Genomic DNA, 19,236 nt, shown 5'->3' with positions numbered 1-19,236 from the left:
AGCAAAAGCGGCTGAGATGCTGGCGGCGTTAACCTCTCGGTTGGACAGCCTGGACGAGAATGACCGGTATTTCGATTCCGTCCGCCGCGCAAAAGAGCGGCTTTCGGAGTATGTGGACGGCACTTTCAGCCTGTTCAACCATCGGCACGATACGCCACAGCAGGAACAAGCTGAATTTTCTGCTGAACCCGAACCCGTGCCGCAGGAAATCCCACCGACTATCGAAGCGGAGCAGCCGCAGACAGACGAACCCACTGTAGTACTTACGCCGCTGAGAAAGAAAAAGCAAAACGCGCTTGCCTATCCGCTGGACGCAAACGGCAGCAACTATCGCATCACCGATGACCATATCGGAGAGGGCGCGCCGCTGGAGCGTTTTCAGCGCAATTTGGATGCGATTCGCACACTGAAAACCGTGGAAACGGAGAACCGCGCCGCCACATCAGAGGAACAGGCGGTGCTGGCACAGTATGTGGGCTGGGGCGGTCTTGCCAATTTCTTCGACGGAAAGAACCCGCGATACAGCGAGTTGAAAAACCTGCTGACCGATGAGGAATACACTGCCGCCCGTGAATCCACGCTTACGGCATTTTACACGCCGCCTGCGGTGATTCGCAGTATTTACACCGCACTGGGACAAATGGGCTTCACACAGGGCAACATTCTGGAGCCGTCCTGCGGCATCGGCAATTTCCTCGGTATGCTGCCGGAAAGCATGAGCGGCAGTAAGCTCTATGGCGTGGAGCTGGACGACCTCTCCGGCCGCATTGCCCGCCAGCTTTATCAGAAAAGCAGTATTGCGGTACAGGGCTTCGAAAAAACCGCCTTCCCAGATAACTTTTTTGACATTGCCATCGGCAATGTTCCCTTCGGCCAGTTCCATGTAGCGGATAAACGCCATGACCGGCTGAATTTCCCCATCCATGAGTATTTCATCGCAAAGGCTCTCGATGAGGTCAGACCGGGCGGCGTCATCGCCGTTGTGACCTCCAGCTACACGATGGACAAGCGCACCGCCAGTGCCCGTAAATACATCGCACAGCGAGCGGAGCTGCTGGGTGCGATCCGACTTCCCAACAATGCGTTCAAATCCGCGGCAGGAACCGAGGTCGTTTCAGACATCCTGTTCCTCCAAAAGCGTGAGCGTATGGTGGACATCGAACCAGAATGGGTACACCTTGCCACCAACGATAACGGCATTCAGATGAACAGCTACTTTATCGACCACCCGGATATGATCTTGGGCGAGATGAAGATGGTGTCCGGGCCGTTCGGCCCCACGCCCACCTGCGAGCCGTACCCGGAGCAGCCGTTGGAAGCACTGCTGGCGGAGGCCGTTCAAAATATCCACGGCGAGATCACCGCCTATGACCGGGAGGAAGAACTGGAGGGTGAGGATCATTCCGTTGAGGCTGATCCCGCTGTCCGCAATTTTTCCTATACACTGGTGAACGGGCAAATCTACTACCGTGAAAACAGCCGCATGAACCCGGTGGAGGTATCCAAGACGGCGGAGAGCAGAATCCGCGGCATGATCGAGCTGCGGGACTGTGTGCGGACGCTGTTGGAATACCAGACCGAGGACTATCCCGATGAAGAAATCAAGGCGCAGCAAGCCAAGCTGAATGCCCTCTACGATGCCTTCACCTGGAAATACGGACTCATCAATTCCCGCGGCAACGCCATCGCCTTCGATCAAGACAGCTCCTATTTTCTGCTGTGCTCACTGGAAATTCTGGACGAGGATCGGAACCTGAAAAGGAAGGCAGACCTGTTCACCAAGCGCACCATCCGCAGTCACAAACCCGCTGAAAAGGTAGATACAGCGGTGGAGGCGCTGGCGCTGTCCATTGGCGAAAAGGCCCATGTGGATATGGACTATATGGGCAGGCTCACCGGCAAGGATGAGGAAACGCTGTTTTCTGACCTCAAGGGCGTGATTTTTTTGAACCCCGCTTATACCGGCGAGAACGATGGGCATGAGAAATACCTGCCCGCAGACGAGTATCTTTCTGGCAATGTGCGTCAGAAATTGGCGGTTGCCCAAGGCAAGGCAGAACAGGACCCGCAGTATCAGATCAACGCCGAGGCATTGGCGCAGGTGCAGCCCACCGACCTCACTGCCAGCGAGATCTCCGTCCGGCTGGGCGCTACATGGCTGGACACCGAATATGTCCGCCGGTTTATCTTCGAAACGTTGGGAACACCCCGCAGCGCCCAGTGGAGCATGAAGGTCCACTATTCCGGCATCACCGGTGAATGGCGCATCGAAGGCAAGAGCAAGGATCGCGGCAATGTCAAGGCCATCAGCACCTACGGCACACAGCGCATCAACGCCTATGAGATCATCGAGGACACCTTGAATTTGAAGGATGTCCGTGTTTTCGATTATCAGTATGACCCGGATGGGCGGAGGGCCGCCGTCCTCAATAAAAAGGAAACCGCCATTGCCCAGAGCAAGCAGGAACTCATTAAAGAGGCTTTTGCCGAGTGGATTTGGAAAGACCCTGACCGGCGCGAGGCCATCTGTAAGAGCTACAATATTCTGTTCAACAGCAACCGTCCCCGTGAGTATGATGGCAGTCACATTAGCTTTTCAGGCATGAACCCGGAGATCACGCTCCGCAAGCACCAGGTCAACGCCATCGCGCACATTTTGTACGGTGGAAATACCTTGCTTGCCCATGTGGTGGGCGCCGGCAAGACGTTTGAAATGGTCGCGGCGGCGATGGAGTCAAAGCGGCTGGGCCTGTGTCAAAAATCTCTCTTTGTGGTGCCCAACCACCTGACAGAGCAGTGGGCCACTGAGTTTTTGCAGCTCTATCCAGCAGCGAACATCCTTGTCGCTACCCGCAAGGATTTTGAAACCAAAAACCGCAAGAAATTCTGTGGCAGGATCGCCACCGGCGACTACGATGCCGTTATTATCGGGCACAGCCAGTTTGAGAAGATCCCCATGAGTGTAGAGCGCCAGCGGGCCATTCTGGAACAGCAGATCGACGAGATCATGGTGGGGATTTCCGATGCCAAGCGAGAAAAAGCCGAGAACTTCACCATCAAACAGATGGAGAAAACCAAGAAGGGCCTGCAAGCCAAGATCGACAAGCTGAATGACCAGAGCCGCAAGGACGATGTGGTCACCTTTGAAGAACTGGGCGTTGACCGTATCTTCATTGACGAGTCGCACTATTTTAAGAACCTTTTTTTGTACACGAAAATGCGGAATGTGGGCGGTATTGCCCAGACCGAGGCGCAGAAAAGCTCAGACCTCTTTATGAAGTGCCGCTACCTCGACGAGATCACCGGAGGGCGCGGCATTGTCTTTGCCACCGGCACCCCCATTTCCAACAGCATGGTGGAGCTTTACACCATCCAGCGGTATTTGCAGATGTCGGCGTTGGAGGAGCAGGGCTTACAGCACTTCGATAGCTGGGCGGCGAACTACGGCGAGACCGTCACCGCAATCGAGTTGTCCCCGGAGGGAACCGGCTACCGGGCAAAGACACGGTTTGCCAAGTTTTATAACCTGCCGGAGTTGATGAGCGTATTCAAAAATGTGGCGGACATCCAGACGGCGGATATGCTCAAGCTGCCCGTGCCGGAGGCGCATTACCACAACATCGCCCTGAAACCCTCCGAGTATCAGAAAGAGATCGTGGCGTCGCTGGCGGAGCGCGCTGAGAAAGTCCGCAACCGCGAGGTGGACAGCAGCGTGGACAATATGCTGCTCATCACCAACGATGGCCGAAAGTTGGCGCTGGATCAGCGGCTGGTCAACCCCATGCTCCCCAGCGATCCCAACAGCAAAGCCGCCAAGTGCGCGGAAAATGTGTTTGAGATCTGGCAGCGCACCGCTGGCCAACGCTCCACGCAGATGATCTTCTGCGACCTGTCCACCCCAAAGGATGACGGCACTTTCAGCGTTTATGATGATATTCACGCAAAATTGCTGGAATTGGGTATTCCCGAAAACGAGATCGTCTTCATCCACAACGCTAAAAGCGAGGTGCAGAAGAAAGACCTGTTCGGCAAGGTGCGGAGCGGTCAGGTGCGTATCCTGCTGGGCAGCACCCAGCGCATGGGTGCCGGCACCAACTGTCAGCAGAAACTCATCGCTTTGCACCACCTCGACTGCCCGTGGCGTCCGTCCGACCTTCAGCAGCGGGAGGGGCGCATCATCCGGCAGGGCAACGAAAACCCGGAGGTAGACATTTACAGCTATGTCACCGAGGGTACCTTCGACGCCTATCTTTACCAGCTTGTGGAGAGCAAGCAGAAATTTATCAGCCAAATCATGACCAGCAAATCGCCTGTCCGCTCCGCCGAAGATGTGGATGAGCAGGCGCTTTCTTATGCCGAGATCAAGGCACTGGCCAGCGGCAACCCCATGATTAAAGAAAAAATGGACTTGGACATTGAAGTTTCCAAGCTGAAGCTGCTGAAAGCCAACCATCTTTCTCAGAAATACGCGCTGGAGGACGCCATCAGCAAGGGCTTTCCGAAACAAATCGCGGAAACGCAGGCGCGGATCGCCGGGTATGGCGCGGATATTGCCACGGTCAAGGAGAATACCCATCCCAATGGGGACGGCTTCTCTCCGCTTACGCTGGCGGGCGTCACCCATGCCGACAAGAAAGAGGCGGGCGCGGCGCTGCTGACCATGTGCCAGACGATGCTCTCCCCGGAGGCGACACAGGTCGGCAGCTATCGCGGTCTGACGCTGGAGCTGGCGTTCGACACCTTCGCGCGGGAATACCGCCTGACCATGATCGGGCAGCTCCGCCACACGGTCACGCTGGGAACCGATGTGTTTGGCAATTTACAGCGCATGGACAATGCGCTGGAGGGGCTGCCCATCAAGGAACAGGCTTGCCGGGAGCAGCTTTCCAATCTGCAAACACAGTTGGAAACCGCAAAGGCGGAGGTACAAAAGCCGTTCCCCCGTGAAGTGGAGCTGAACACCAAAACGGCACGGCTGGAGGAACTGAACGCCCTGCTGAACATGGATAATAAAGCGCCGGAATCGGTGCAGGAAGAAAAATACAAACGCAAGGAGGAACTTGAACGATGAGTACGACCGAAGAACGCGCCCAGACGCTTTATGACAAGGCGCTGACCGAACTGAACACCTATCTGGAGGATATGAAAACCAAACCGCCGCAGGAGATTATCAACAGTGCCTATCAAATCGTGAATAAGCAGGACTTGCTGATGATTTTGGAAAGTGCGGAGCTTACGCCAGCGGAACTCAATGTGCTGAACGAACTGGATCATCCTCTGCAAGTGCTGTATGAGGAATGGCTGCCTGTGGAGGACAGGCACATGGAGGAACTGCGCGATTCTGTGCAGAGCTATCTCGACACTCGCCTGCAATATCGGGCAGAGAAACTGTACGCTGACCCGTCTGTGTTCCGTTACGAAGGCTCGTACTCGGAAGCACGCGAAAAGGGAGAGGTACATCTCTACCGCGCCAACCGAAAACGCGACCGTGCGTGTATCGATGCTTTCACAGAGAATATCAGCGATGCCAACGAAGCGCGTAGGATGCGCGAGTTTGTGCAGGAGTGGACACAGGAATTCGGACATGACCGCTGTAAATTTCTTCTTGGATACACGGTGCAGTGCGCCGACTGGGACGGACGGTACTCTGTTGCATCCAAGCGTGAAGCCGCCAAAACGAACTATCACATTACGCCGGAACATGACCCGTTTTCGGAGTTCCACACGAACGCGCATCCCTGCCTGGTAAACTATGCTTATGAATTGCTGATTGAGCAGGAGCGCGACAAGAAAAAATCCGCACCGAAGCGCGATGAGCCGGAGAGGTGACGAGATGGGGTATCAAGAAAGCTGGCTGTATGTACAGCCGCAGGTGTGTTTTTCTAATCTGATCCGTGCCTACGAAAAGACAGCCAGAACGGATTATTACCGCACGATGGGTGCTGAACCGATGTCCGTTGTCATCCTAAAACGCCCGTTTGGTGAAGTGCCGAAAGGTGTGAAACTTCTCTGGGTATGCGGCGACCGCTGTTTCCATACGCCAGTCGGCGTATTTAACGGCAATCTGAAATCTCCGGCAAAGCTGTGTTTTATTCCGGTGGAACAAGTTCTTGACCCGGATGACTACAGGCTAAAGGGAATCGACCTGAACAGCCGTGCGCCCAGTGAAAATGCCTATATGAAGCGATACAGCGTGAAAGACTACGCAGAGAAAATAAGAAATGACCGAGAACGATAGGAGTTGATTCCATGCCCTATGCAACCAAAGCGCAGATCGAGCGTGCCCGTCAGCCTGACCTGCTGACCTTTCTCCGGCGATACAAGCCGGATGAACTCATTCCCACCGGCCCCGGAGCGTATAAGCTCCGCAGCCACGACAGTTTGAAAATCTCCAACGGAAAATGGTGCTGGTGGTCCCACGATAAAATGGGTGGTGTCAACGCGCTGGAGTATCTGATCAAAGTCGAAAATATGAAATTTCCCGATGCCGTACAGCTTGTCAATGAGCAGTGCGGCTTTTTTGATGCCCGCAAAGTGCAGTCCGCACCTGTCCAAAAGGAAGAAAAGCCAAAGGCGGATTTTCTCCTGCCGGTACGCTTCCAAAACAACAAGCGTGTGACCGCCTATCTGCTTTCACGCGGCATCGACATAGCGATACTCGACTACTGTTTTCAGCATGGCCTACTGTACGAAGCCGCAGACTACCACAATGCCGTGTTTGTCGGCTATGACGGCAAAACACCACGGTACGCTACACTGCGCGGAACGCTCTCCGGCAGCGGCTTCAAGCGGGATGTGACCGGCAGCAGCAAGCAATTCTGCTTTTCCATCACCGGAAAAGGCAATGGAAAACTGAATGTGTTCGAGTGTGCCATTGACGCGCTCTCATATCTCACACAGGTAAAAATGCAGGGTGCGGACTGGCAGCAGGAGTCCGTTCTTTCTCTCGGCGGCGTCTACCAGTCCAGACCGAATGAAACGCCCAAGGTGCCTACTGCTCTGCAAGGTTACCTGAAGCGCCACATCGATGTGCAGGAAATCGTGCTGCGGCTGGACAACGATGCGGTAGGACGCGGCGCGGCCGGTGCTATTTCGCAGGCAATCAGCGACCTGCCCGTATCGGTGGAACTGCCCGCTGAGGGTAAGGACTACAATGAATGGCTCATGCGGCAGAAAGGCATTTCTCCTCGGCAGAGGGCGAGGAACGAGCCGGAACGGTGAGCCGCAGGCGGCTCAAAATTCGGTGTGGCTGCGGCCGCTCCGAATATTTTTGCAAGCATAGCAAAATGACAGCATTTTGCGAAAAGCGCCGTTCGTCACCGAACAGCGCCGCTTGTTAGGGAGTGCCCTAATACCCTAAATTGGAGGAATAACGAATGAAACTCAGAGAACGAAAAATCACCGTCCGTCTAACGGACGCGGAGCGCGATCACCTGTTGGCGCAGGCGGAACTGGCCGGATTGAAAATCGAGCCGTTTGTCCGCAATGTGATCCTCGGCGTGCAGATGCAGCCCCGGCCTAAAGAGGAATGGGCGGAGCTGCTGCGGCAGACCTCCGGCATTGCGAACAACATTAACCAGATCACTAAGCGTGCCAACTCCGGTGAGCCGGTAACGGAGGAAACGCTCCGGCTCATCGCAGATATGCAGGTGCAGATTTGGGACAAGCTCAAATCATTCTGATATGGCCATTACCAAAGTTTTTGCGATTCGGCTAGACTTTAAGCAAACTGTCCGATATGCCGTCAATGAGCAGAAGACCTCACTGGACGACATGATCGACTACGCTGTAAACCCAGATAAGACCGAGCAGCGATTGTTTGAAAGCTGTCTGAATTGCAGCAGCGTGGAAAACGCCAGCCGTGATATGGAGCGCACTAAACGGCGTTACAACAAGACGGGCGGCGTGCAAGGCTATCACATCATTCAGTCGTTCAAGCCGGGTGAGTTGACCCCAGAGCAGACCCATACCATCGGCGTGGAGTTTGCCAAACGGCTGTTCGGTGAGCGGTTTGAGGTGGTCATCGGCACCCATCTGGATAAACATCACTTGCATAACCACATCGCAGTCAATTCTGTGTCCTTTCTGGACGGCAAAAAGCTGCGCTGCAACATGAAAACCTACTTTCAGGAGATACAGAAAATTTCCGATGAACTGTGCCGGGCGCAGGGATTATCCGTCATTGAGCCGAAAGGCAAAGGCAAGAGCCATCAGGAATGGCAGGCGGTCAAATCCAAACAGCCGACCATTCGCGAACAGGTACGACGGGATATTGACGGTATTATCGTCAAGTCGCTAAACTTCACGACTTTTCTGGACGAATTGAGAAAAGTCGGGTATCAAGTTCGCAGCGGCAACCGAAAGCATACCGCTGTCAGGCCGCCCTACGGCAAGAAGTTCATCCGACTGGACAGTCTGGGCGAAAATTACACCGACAGCGCCATTGAGCAGCGGATTTTATCACAGCGTTCATGGAACCGACCCAAACAGTTACCTGTTACACGGCATTACACCTGCAAGGGCAGTTTCAAGAAGTACCCCAAGGTACATGGTTTTCGTGCGCTGTATTTTCACTATGTTTATCTGTTGCGTGGTGCAGCCAAAGGACGCGGTTCCCAAAAGGTCAGCCGGTATCTGCTGGAGGACACGATACAATTTCAAAAATATCTGGCACAGCACAGGTTTCTGGCAGACTACCGAATCGAAACCGCCGAGGAACTGCAATCCACCAAGAATCTGCTCACCGTGCAGCTTGATACCGCTGTGCGGGAGCGAAAACCACTCTACGAAGAAAGGAGGCACGCCGATGAAGAACAGAAAGAGGTGCTGTCGCTGGAGATCAGCACGCGCACCGCCCAGATTAAACAGCTCCGTCGAGAACTGCGGCTCTGCCAGCAGATCGAAGCGGATGCGGAACGGGTGCAGACCCATGTTTACGATGTACAAAATATCAAGAAGGAGGAGCGATACCATGAGTATCGGCAGCGAAACCGCCGAGCAAATGACGCGCGAGGCTATCCAAATCTCCGAAGCAGCAGCGAAGCTGGCCGCACTGGGAGCCAAGAACCTTGCGGCCCTGTGTCTGGCGCTGGCGAACGAGAATCAGAAGCTGCGGGGCAAGACACACATGAACGCCCTGCTTCGCAGCGGTAAGGAACTGCGGGTGTTCGACCTGAAAGAACAGGACTTAGCCGCCTTTCGACGCGAAGCGAAAAAGTACGGTATTCTGTTCAGCGTTATCAAGGACACCGCCAGTGACAGCGGTCATGTGGATATTCTGGCGAAAGCCGAGGATGTTTCCAAGCTGAACCGTGTTTTTGAGCGTTTGCATTACGCCGCACCGGAAAAGCAGCAGACAGAGGATGAGCCGTTAAAAAAAGCAGAGTCCCGTGTTCCGCAAGAGAACAGATCCGCAGAGCGCGGGACTGGCTGGCCGCAAGAGATGATGGAGAGTGAACCGATCTCCATCATCGACCGGATACGGCAGCATAAGAGGCAGTCGCCGCCTCGGCCCGGAAAGGATAAAGAGAGATGAAGAAACCTATCACCATTCTGGCGGTGCTGCTGCTTCTCAGCACCACCGCATTTGCGGCGGAATACCCGTCGCAGGTCAGTTACAGTATGAACAACGGTATTTTCGAGGTGCGGAAAACCTACGAACTGCCGGTCGATCAAGAGCCGTCCATGCAGGCAAAGCAGAGCTTTGAGCAGGACGGTTATTCTTTTACGCTGACCGACCTGCTGCGGCAGGAACTGCCCGAACAGCAGTCCAAAGAGTACACCGAAACCGTGACAGTCAGCAGCGAAAGCAAGGAACTGACCGCTATTCTGCCGCTTCTGGCGGATACCAAGGCAGTCACCACCGAGGAAGGCTTCACTGGCACGCTGAAGCTGGATACCAGTTCCATCACCGTAGAGCCTGCCGGATACAAAAACAATTCGTGGACAGTATCCGCGACCCGCACCTATCCCAATCTCAGCAGCATGGATTTGGAGTACATCCCCAAGACCACGACCGAGAACGGGCGGACGCTGAATTTCTCCACGGTGGACTGGCAGACCGACAACACGGAGAATGTGGACGATGACGCCATCGGAGATCGTTTCTCCGCTATCGTAACCTACACGGGAACCGCGTCCAGCCGCAATGTGACTGGGTATACCGTCACCGCACAATACAGTGGCGAGGTGAAAAAGGTATCGCTGGATAAGGTGCAGTATGTGGCGGTGTTCCACGGCACGCCGCTTGTCGTGCCGGAGGTGGAAGTCGAAGAAGCCCCGACGATGGACTGGCGCTATCTTGCCATTCCGGGCGGACTGATCTTACTCTGTCTTGCCGGTTTTACTGCCGCAAAAATCAAAAACAGGAAGAAAGGAAAGCACGATGATGAAACAATTCTGGACGCAGATTACACCTCTGCCGAGAACGGCAAAGCTGCTGGGGCTGACACTTCTGACAGCGACCGTTCTGACCGCTACCCCGGCGTTGGCTCTTGAGTACACCGAAGCAGACGCAGCCGCAGGCAGCTTCGGCAAGCCGACCAGTGTGGAGCCGGTGACGGTAGTCGGCGGCTCGAACATCTACGAAACTGATGTGAGCAAGAACGCCGCCTATATTCCGCCTGCATTTGGCAGTCCGATGGCGGATATGCCCGGTTCCGGTGAGCGGCTGACTCCCAATCTGCTGACCGGAGGGTATCTGGAAAGCGGCACGGCCAGCAGCGGCACTACTGGCACTGCTACGGTCATGCCGCCCGCCGCAGAAACGCCCTCGAACAGCGGCACTACTTGGCGCAGCGGTTATACTGCTGTGACCAGCAGCCTGTATTACAAGGATGGTTCCCTCGGCACTCTCTCTGCGCCTGCCATTGGACTGAGTGCGAAAATCTATCAGGGTACGGACAATGCCGCCATGCGGAAAGGTGCCGGACACTTTACTGAAACCTCTATCTGGGACGGCAATGTAGCATTTGCCGGACACAATCGCGGCTCCAGCAACTACTTTGGGAAGATCCACACCTTGAAGAATGGCGATACCATCAAGCTGATGACCCAGCTCGGCACGAGAACCTATTCCGTGTATTCGGTGCGAAAAGTATCCGTGAACGATGTGAGCGTGCTGAAACCAACCACGGATAATGTGGTAACGCTGGTGACCTGTGTGATGAATCAGCCGCAGTACCGCTGGTGTGTGCAGGCGCGGCAGAAATAACAGTTGATTTCATGATAAAATACTGATAATATAATGATAGGAGTGATATAATAATTTCATGCGAGGAGGTAGTGTTATGATCAACATCAGACCTGTTTCCGATTTGAGAAACAAATTCCCCGAAATCGAAAAAACGGTCATGGAAACCGGTGAACCTGTTTATCTGACCAAAAACGGTTATGGTTCGATGGTCGTTATGAGCATTGAGCAGTATTCTGCGCTCACAGATGAAGTAGAACTGAAATTGGATGAAGCAGATCGTATGGCAGATTCCACCGATGTTCGCTACTCCGGCGATGAAGTGTTCAAACGAGTAAGAGGTCGCATTCATGGCAGAAAAGCATTATAAACTGCGTATCCTGCCGCTTTTTGAAGACGACCTGAATGAAATTGTTGATTATATCAGCATTCATCTTCAAAACCCAATCGCCGCAGAAAATTTCGTTGATGCGGTTGAAACGGCGATTTACGAGCGGCTTTCCTGTGCAGAAGCATTTGAACCTTATTCATCTGCTAAAGAGCGCAGGTACCCATACTATCGTATTTCTGTGAAAAACTACACTATTTTCTATGTAGTGATTGGTGATACAATGGAAATTCGCCGTATCATTTACAGCCGCAGAGATTTAGACAAACAGATATAGTCTACCGATCCGTCCTGAACTTTCAGGGCGGATTTTTTGCGATTAGGGAAGGGGAGAGGCACCGAAATCTAATTGATATGTAATAATCTAATAACCACTTCACAGCAGCGCAAGCCTGAACACGGTTTGCGCTGCTGCTGTTTTTCAGGAGGTTTTTATGCGAAAAAGACTGATAGCGATACTTTTGTGTATCTCCACCATGCTGAGCCTTTGCACAGGCTTTGCTTCTGCCGCCAGCAGCACCATCGGCGGTGCGCTGGGCGAGGTGAATATCACCAACGGCGGCTATAAAATGTCCTACCTCAGCATGAACGGCGTTGTCCGTTCCCAGTCCTACACTTACTTCAACTTTAAGTCGGCCAGCGGCGCAATCAAGGAAATCCCGGCCTACTGCATCAATCCTACAACAAAGGGCGTACCGCAATCGGTAAATCCCGGCGAGAGTATCAAATACATTGCCAACGAAGCCAGCAGTGACCCGAAAATCATGGGTATCATTGCTAACGGCTATCCGCACAAAGGTTTATCTGAACTCAAGCTGGATAATAAGCAGCAAGCCTATTACGCTACAAAAATGGCGCTCTGGTGCTACCTGATAGACGATTGGAGTATTGACCGGCTAACACTTAATCCTTCACTGTCCGGTGCAGAAAAGGAGCGCGGCGAGAAAATCCTCGCGGCTGCAAAGAACATCTATAAAAACGGTATCTGGTGGAATCGCGTTCCCCAGCCTACCATCACCGTAACGGCTGACAAGGACTCCGCTTATCCCGTCACCATAGACGGCAAGGAATACTTGCAGCAGGTGTTCACGGCGGATTCGGAAACATGGGTGTGCGATTACGACATCGACATTGCTTTCACCATGCCAGATGAAGTGCCGGAGGGCACCCGTATCGTAGACATGAATAATAACGACATCACCAAGATCAGGACCTCGTCCAATGGTGCCAGCTATGCCGGTCAGTTCAAGGTTCTGTATCCCAAGGACAGCGTAAATGACCAGACCGGCGCGGTGCAGATGTCGCTGCACGCCAATGTCTACAAGTATGCCATCTACTACGCGCTGTGTGCGGAAACCAGCAAATACGGCACTTTGCAGCGGTATATGTGCGACACCGACCCTACTACCGAGATTCGGCAGTCCACTTTCAGCCGCTATTCCGCTGCGCCGTCCGATACCCCGGACGAGCCGGAAACGCCCACTGAAACCACGCTCATCATCAACAAGGTAGAAACCGGCACGAACACACCGCTTTCCGGCGCGACTTTTGAGGTGAAAGCCCCGGATGGAACTGTCCTCGGCAGTTTCGTCACGGATGCAAGCGGCAAGATCATTGTTCCACTGACCCTCTCTGGCCAGTATGCCATCACGGAGAAAGCGGCTCCCAAGTGGCACCTGCTGGGTGCGGAAACCACCAAGACTGTTTCCGTGGACTACGGCAATACCGCGACCGTCACCTTTGAAAATGCGCCTTACGGTAATCTGCGCGTGGACAAGATCGACGCAGACAGCGGCGCTTCTCTCGCCGGTGCGACTGTGGAGATCAAGCATATCGAGAGCGGTGTCACCCAGACCGGCACCACCGACCTCGGCGGCAGCGTGTACTTCGACAAGCTGAAGCCCGGCGCATATCAGGTGCGCGAGGTGTCTGCCCCCGGCGGCTACGTCAAGGACGACCAGACCTACACCGTGAATGTGACTTCCGGCACAGAAACCAGCTTTGTGCTGAAAAATCAGGCCAAACCGGGTCTTATCATCACCAAATATGATGAGCAGACCCACGAAGTTCTGCCCGATGTGACCTTTGAAGTTACCCGCGATACTGTCCTCATCGGCTCGTTCTCCACGGACGAGATGGGACAGATCCGCCTGACCGACCTCCAGCCGGGAACCTATCTGGTAAAAGAGGTTTCCACCAGTGCAGGCTATGTGTTGGACAGCACACCGCAGCAGATCGAGCTGACCGCAGGCGGCGGTATCAAAACACTGACCTTCTTCAATACCGTCAAGCCCGGTATCCACATCATCAAGGCGGACAGCCGCACGATGGAGCCGCTGACCAATGTCAAGTTCCGCATTTCTCTGGTAGGCGGCACCTTCTCCAAGGAATATGTGACCGACAAGAACGGCGAGATCGATCTGACCGCACTGGAGCCGGGCGCGTACACTGTGGAGGAGATCACCGCGCCGAATGGTTATCTGATGGATGATGACAAGCGCGTTATCCAAATCAATGCCGGAGAAAACGCCCGTTTCGTGTTCACCAACACGGAAAAGCCGGTCCTGTCCGTGGTGAAATACGATGCGGAGAACGACAGCTATCTTGCCGGTGCAACTTTCCGTATCGCAAAGATCGAGGACGGCAGCCACTACCTCGACCGTGTGACCGACACCAACGGGCGCATTTCCATCTCCGATTTGGAACCCGGCGTGTACTCAGTCAAGGAGATCGCAGCGCCCAGCGGCTATGTGCTGAACGATACGGAATACCATGTGGAACTGTTCCCCGGCAAGGACAGCACGCTGGTGGTGAACAACGAGAAGAAGCCCAACCTCAAAATTGTAAAAACCGATGCTGTGACCGGCGCACCGCTCTCTGGTGTAACTTTTACCGTCAACAAGGCGGACAGCAGCACGCTCACCACTGTCAAGACCGACGTCAACGGCGAGGCTCTGCTCACATCCCTTGACCCCGGTGTGTATGTGGTGCGCGAAACCGGCGTGCCGGATGGTTATCTGCTGGACAGCGAGCCGCAGACCATCACCCTTGTCCCCAATAAAACGGGTACGGTGCGTTTCCGCAATTATCCCAAGCCTACGCTAACCATTGACAAGGTGGACAGCATCACCAAAGACCCTATCAAAGGCGCAAAGTTCCACATCACCTATGCCAGCAACAACAGCTTCACTGGAGAACTGAACGACCTCGGCACTTATTTCACCGATGAAAAAGGTCAGATCAAACTCACCAAGCTGCGCGACGGCTGGTATCGTGTGACCGAAGTGGAACCGGCAGCTGGCTACGCCATCAAAGACCCGGCCACGCAGGACTGTTTCATTCAGGCAGGCACCGGTAAGACGCTGACCTTTGAGAACACGCCGCTTTCGGCGCTCATCATCAAAAAGGTGGACGCGGACAGCGGAGCCATGCTGCAAGGCGCGAAGTTCCGTGTGCGTTATCTGGGCGGGACCTCTGGCACCGGCGGTACGGTCATCGGAGAATACACCACCTCGGTCAACGGCACTATCGTTATCACCGGACTGAAAGCCGGAACCTATATCGTGGAGGAAACCAAGGCTCCCGCAGGCTATGAGATCGACGACACGCCGCAGACCGTCTATCTCTCCGGTAAGGAGCAGGATGTGGTGACAGTAGAGTTTTCCAACGGCAAACACGGCAATCTTATTATCGACAAGATCGACAGCGTGACTAAGCAGCCGCTTCCCGGCGCGCAGTTCAAGATCACGACCTCAGATGGTTCGTTTGTCGGAAACTACGGCGGCGCCGTCACTTCCAACGGCATTTACACCACGGACAGCAACGGCCAGATCAAGTTGGTCAACCTCAAACCGGATACCTATGTGGTAACGGAGATCAAGGCTCCGGACGGTTATGTACTGGACAGCACCTCGCAGACCGTCAAGGTTGACCGAAACGACACGCAGACACTGACCTTTACCAACACGCCTATCGGCGGCGGCCAGATCATCAAGGTGGATGCGGACAGCGGCAAGCGCATCAAGGGGGTGAAGTTTGAGATCGCCAAGATGAACGGCGAGCGCATCGGCACTTATACCACGGACAGCAACGGCATTATCACGCTCCCGCAGCTTGCGGACGGCTGGTACACCGCCACCGAGATTAAAGCCGCAAAGGGGTATCTGCTGGACAGTACGCCCCACAATTTCGAGGTAAAGGCTGGTAGGACGACCTCGCTGACCGTCGAGAACACACAGGCCAGCTCCATGCTCATCCACAAGATCGACAGTGTGACCGGCAAGGGCATTTACGGCGTGACTTTCCTCGTTTCGGACAGCAAGGGCAACCCCATCGGTCAGTACACCTCCGACCAGAACGGCTATGTCTATATCGACAAGACGCTGACGGACGGAAAGTACCTGGTGCGGGAAATCCAGGCGGCGGACGGTTATGTGCTGGATACTACAGTTCGCACCTTTTATGTGGAATATGGCGCGACTTCCACGATTACATGGAAGAACACGCCCACGATGGGACAAATCCAAATCACCAAGAAATCCGCAGACGATAACCCATTCAATGCGCTTGCGGCCGGAACTTTTTTGCCCGGTGCAACCTTTGAAATTTATAATCGTGCTGGTGATTTGGTAAATACCGTTGTTACTGATAAGAATGGTGTTGCGAAATCAGATACCCTGCCTTTGGGACGCTATACCATCCGCGAAACCAAAGCACCGGTATTTTACAGCGCCACCACACAGCCCATCGAGGTGGAGATTGAATTCTCCGGCCAGATCGTGCGCGTGGAGGTACTGAACCAGAGCGTGTACACTAATGTTTCCGTGACCAAGCGCGGCTACAAGCAGGTCACGCCGTCCCAGACCATCCGCTACGACTTCAAGAACATCGCCAACAACTCCACCGTACCGCTGAACAGCTTCTACTGGCGCGACACACTGCCGACTTCGGCGGTGCGTCTGACCAAGATCATTACCGGCACATGGAACCAGAAACTCAGTTATAAGGTGGTCTACAAGACCAATCTGCATGACTACCGCACGCTGGCGGACAACCTATCCACTATGAAGAACTATTCGCTGGACGCTTCGCCTGCGGCACTGGGACTGGCCTCCAACGAGTATGTGACCGACTTCATGTTTGTTTTCGGCACGGTCAAGGCTGGCTTTGCACAGGTGGATGCACCCTATATTCTCTGCTGGACAAATAGCTGGCTGAACAACGGTTACCAGTTTGCAAATCGCACCGATGTAGGCGGCCTGCACGGCGGACAGTGGATCATGGCGACAGACCGCTGGGTAACAACGGTCTACAAACCGGGTGTTACTACTCTGCCTAAGACCGGCTACTAAGCCGTGAAGCGCGATTCCAACGGAAGCGCCGTCCTGCTTTGGGCGGCGCTTGCCGTTTTCGTGGTCTGGCTGGCACTGCTGGGCGGTGGGTGCTGTGGTGAAGGTCTTAGGCTGTTTGAATGGCTGAACGCCTTTTCCGCTGCATTGGAAACCCCGTTTTCCATCCACATTACGCCATACACAAAGAAATTTGTGCTGATTGCGCTGGCGTTCTATGGCTTTGCCGTGGCGTGGTACTACTCCGAAAAAGGCAACCGCCGACCGGGTGAGGAACACGGCTCTGCCTACTGGGGGCGTCCGAAAGAGGTGTGCGCCCACTTCCGAACCAAGAAGAACGACCGCTATCTGCTCATTTCCAAGCATATCCGTATCAGCATGAATGTCCGGGCACTGCCGCCACAGCATCAAGTGAACGCAAACATTCTGGTGATTGGCGGCTCCGGCGCAGGCAAGACACGCTTTTTCATCAAGCCTAATCTCATGCAGGCGGAATGTTCCTACATCGTATGTGACCCAAAGGGCGAAACCTACCGCGCTGTGGGCGGTCTGCTGGAGAAGATGGGCTACGAGGTGACGATTTTCAACCTCATCGACATGAAGCAGTCCGACTGCTACAACCCGTTTGCCTACCTGCACACGGATATTGACGCCTTTCGGCTTATCAACACACTGATCCAGAACACCACACCGCAGAAGTCGCAAACCTCTGACCCGTTCTGGGACAAGGCGGAAACAGCGTTCCTTTCGGCGCTGATTTTGTACCTGTTCCACGAAGCACCGGAAAGCGAGCGCAACTTCGGCACGCTGATGTACATGGTCATCAACGCCGAGGCTCGTGAGGAGGACGAAAGCTACCGCAGTCCGGTGGATCTGCTGTTCGACGATTTAGAGCGTGTGGACGAGGATCACATCGCAGTGAAGAACTGGAAGGTGTTCAAGCAGGCCGGACCAGAGACAAATTGTCAAGGACTTTTTCATCAAATTCACAAAAAATCCACAAAAAAGGTGCCAGAAGCACCGTATGGCTCCTGACACCTCGTTTGATAGATTACATTTTTCCGTTCAGCAGGTCTTTGCAGAGATACGCATAGTCTGGCAGCTGGTTGATATATGGCTCCCAGCGCCGCTTGATTTCGGCCAATTCCAGCGGATCGGCTACTTCCAGCGCGTGATCGTTGCTCGTCATATATAGAACATCCGAAGCTACATCGTCCAAACACCTGCCGCAGAGATCGGCGGCTGATTCGATTCTGATACCGGTATCCACATAGACTGGATTTACGCCAATCGTCAGCCAGACATAGCCCACCTTGTCCGACCAGAGCAGTTCAAAATCAGGGCTTTGCCGCAGATGTTCCGCAAAGACTTCCTTTACTCGCTCAATTTCATGTTTCTCTTTTTCTGTGTAAAGCATTTTCGTGTCCTCCTTGACAAAAATTTTGGTGCGTACCATCATCAGTTTAGCACAAGACGGCTTCGTTTATCAGTCTGTCACATCTGCTGAATTTCATTTTTGAGCATACGCTTGATTTTATCGCTCATGGTTTCTGTGCTGGTATTGCTGAAATGGACATGAACCTTGTAGGTTGTCTTTCCGATTTTCTTTACCATCGCCGGCGTGTTTTCCGGCGCTCTGGACGCAGTAGTGGCGTCTGCCGCCTGCATAGTACGGGGTTCTTTGTTCATGGCGCTCCTTTCTCCGAACGGGTCTGTGCCGCTCGGTAAAAAATCAATCGTGCTTACTGTTTACAATGTCTTTTGCTGCCTGTCGGGTAGCACCGGCATTTTCTTCCCGGAAATTCTTCCCGTCAAAGAGAATCGGCGCACACCGTTCCAGAATACGGTCATAGATACGGGCGTGGGCCAGGTCGGGCGGGTTCTTGAGTTCGGCCAGCTTCAGGTTGGTGGTGATTATCATGGGTCTGCGGCTGCGGTAGCGGCTGTCAATGACAAAAAACATCTGCTCCATCGCATACTCGGTACTGCGCTCCACACCCAAATCGTCAATGATAAGCAGGTCGTACTCGTCAAAGCTGGCGATAAAGTCGGCCTTGTCCTCGGAAAACATCCCGGTCAGGCGGTTCAGAATGGTGGGGAAGTTCGTCATCAGCACAGGCACATCCCGGTCAAGCAGGGCGTTGGCAATACAACCGGCGAAAAAAGACTTACCGGTTCCCACATCCCCGAATAACAGCAGGCCGGTGTTGTTTTTATATGCCTCCTTCCAGTTCTCCACATAGGCGCGGGCCTTGTCCATCAATGGGTTTTTGCCGTTGTCGTTGGCAAAGGTGTAGTCATAGAGATAG

15 protein-coding genes and 1 pseudogene are annotated in these 19,236 nt (G+C 54.0%); 13 read left to right on the top strand and 3 right to left on the bottom strand.

The genetic code is table 11. The features are described from left to right. Nucleotides 1-325 precede the first annotated feature (325 nt). The 13 genes and pseudogenes from IEY11_RS04215 to IEY11_RS04155 form a co-directional block, all read left to right on the top strand. Nucleotides 326-5,071, top strand: a pseudogene (locus tag IEY11_RS04215) (DEAD/DEAH box helicase family protein); the annotation flags it as partial. Beyond that, the gene (locus tag IEY11_RS04210; protein ID WP_188885874.1) at nucleotides 5,068-5,829 is read left to right on the top strand and encodes a DUF3848 domain-containing protein; all 762 of its coding nucleotides are present in this window, start codon (nucleotides 5,068-5,070) and stop codon (nucleotides 5,827-5,829) included. The pseudogene IEY11_RS04215 and the gene IEY11_RS04210, both read left to right, overlap by 4 nt. A gap of 4 nt (nucleotides 5,830-5,833) precedes the next feature. Continuing rightward, the gene (locus IEY11_RS04205; RefSeq protein ID WP_194461860.1) at nucleotides 5,834-6,238 is read left to right on the top strand and encodes a hypothetical protein; all 405 of its coding nucleotides are present in this window, start codon (nucleotides 5,834-5,836) and stop codon (nucleotides 6,236-6,238) included. Between the two features lie 11 nt (nucleotides 6,239-6,249). Next, nucleotides 6,250-7,221, top strand: coding sequence for a DUF3991 and TOPRIM domain-containing protein (locus IEY11_RS04200; RefSeq protein WP_118479509.1), 972 nt, complete (start codon nucleotides 6,250-6,252; stop codon nucleotides 7,219-7,221). A gap of 155 nt (nucleotides 7,222-7,376) precedes the next feature. Continuing rightward, nucleotides 7,377-7,682 (top strand): plasmid mobilization protein, encoded by a 306-nt coding sequence (locus IEY11_RS04195; protein WP_118479511.1) that lies wholly within the window; start codon nucleotides 7,377-7,379, stop codon nucleotides 7,680-7,682. A 1-nt stretch (nucleotide 7,683) separates the two neighbouring features. Beyond that, nucleotides 7,684-9,153, top strand: a complete 1,470-nt coding sequence (locus IEY11_RS04190) for a relaxase/mobilization nuclease domain-containing protein (RefSeq protein ID WP_188885872.1) — start codon at nucleotides 7,684-7,686, stop codon at nucleotides 9,151-9,153. Next, on the top strand, nucleotides 9,044-9,535 hold the full coding sequence (locus IEY11_RS04185) for a PcfB family protein (protein WP_243183957.1): 492 nt from the start codon (nucleotides 9,044-9,046) through the stop codon (nucleotides 9,533-9,535). The genes IEY11_RS04190 and IEY11_RS04185 overlap by 110 nt, the downstream gene beginning before the upstream one ends. After that, nucleotides 9,532-10,497, top strand: coding sequence for a cell wall anchor protein (locus tag IEY11_RS04180; RefSeq protein ID WP_188885871.1), 966 nt, complete (start codon nucleotides 9,532-9,534; stop codon nucleotides 10,495-10,497). Before IEY11_RS04185 ends, IEY11_RS04180 begins: the two co-directional genes overlap by 4 nt. Then, nucleotides 10,385-11,212 (top strand): class D sortase, encoded by an 828-nt coding sequence (locus tag IEY11_RS04175; RefSeq protein WP_243183948.1) that lies wholly within the window; start codon nucleotides 10,385-10,387, stop codon nucleotides 11,210-11,212. Before IEY11_RS04180 ends, IEY11_RS04175 begins: the two co-directional genes overlap by 113 nt. Before the next feature lie 76 nt (nucleotides 11,213-11,288). Continuing rightward, nucleotides 11,289-11,561 carry a type II toxin-antitoxin system Phd/YefM family antitoxin gene (locus tag IEY11_RS04170; protein WP_117751153.1) on the top strand — a complete coding sequence of 91 codons (273 nt, stop codon included), beginning with the start codon at nucleotides 11,289-11,291 and terminating at the stop codon, nucleotides 11,559-11,561. Next, nucleotides 11,542-11,856, top strand: a complete 315-nt coding sequence (locus IEY11_RS04165; RefSeq protein WP_117487790.1) for a type II toxin-antitoxin system RelE/ParE family toxin — start codon at nucleotides 11,542-11,544, stop codon at nucleotides 11,854-11,856. Before IEY11_RS04170 ends, IEY11_RS04165 begins: the two co-directional genes overlap by 20 nt. Before the next feature lie 157 nt (nucleotides 11,857-12,013). Continuing rightward, nucleotides 12,014-16,930: a SpaA isopeptide-forming pilin-related protein gene (locus IEY11_RS04160; protein WP_188885870.1), complete on the top strand. Its 4,917-nt coding sequence runs from the start codon at nucleotides 12,014-12,016 to the stop codon at nucleotides 16,928-16,930. 3 nt (nucleotides 16,931-16,933) lie between these two features. After that, nucleotides 16,934-17,962, top strand: a complete 1,029-nt coding sequence (locus IEY11_RS04155; RefSeq protein ID WP_188885869.1) for a type IV secretory system conjugative DNA transfer family protein — start codon at nucleotides 16,934-16,936, stop codon at nucleotides 17,960-17,962. A gap of 16 nt (nucleotides 17,963-17,978) precedes the next feature. On the opposite strand, the gene IEY11_RS04150 is transcribed toward IEY11_RS04155, so the two are convergent. The 3 genes from IEY11_RS04150 to IEY11_RS04140 form a co-directional block, all read right to left on the bottom strand. Next, nucleotides 17,979-18,344 carry a hypothetical protein gene (locus IEY11_RS04150; RefSeq protein WP_188885868.1) on the bottom strand — a complete coding sequence of 122 codons (366 nt, stop codon included), beginning with the start codon at nucleotides 18,342-18,344 and terminating at the stop codon, nucleotides 17,979-17,981. 77 nt (nucleotides 18,345-18,421) lie between these two features. Continuing rightward, nucleotides 18,422-18,595, bottom strand: a complete 174-nt coding sequence (locus IEY11_RS04145) for a transposon-encoded TnpW family protein (RefSeq protein ID WP_456236992.1) — start codon at nucleotides 18,593-18,595, stop codon at nucleotides 18,422-18,424. Nucleotides 18,596-18,659: 64 nt separating this feature from the next. After that, nucleotides 18,660-19,236: ATP-binding protein (locus IEY11_RS04140; RefSeq protein WP_188885866.1), on the bottom strand; the 577-nt coding region annotated here is incomplete at its 5' end.

The organism is Butyricicoccus faecihominis (assembly GCF_014648015.1).
GTDB lineage: Bacteria > Bacillota > Clostridia > Oscillospirales > Butyricicoccaceae > Agathobaculum > Agathobaculum butyriciproducens.
The sequence above is the reverse complement of the archived record's forward strand: the minus strand, read 5'-3'. Positions and strand labels throughout refer to the sequence as shown.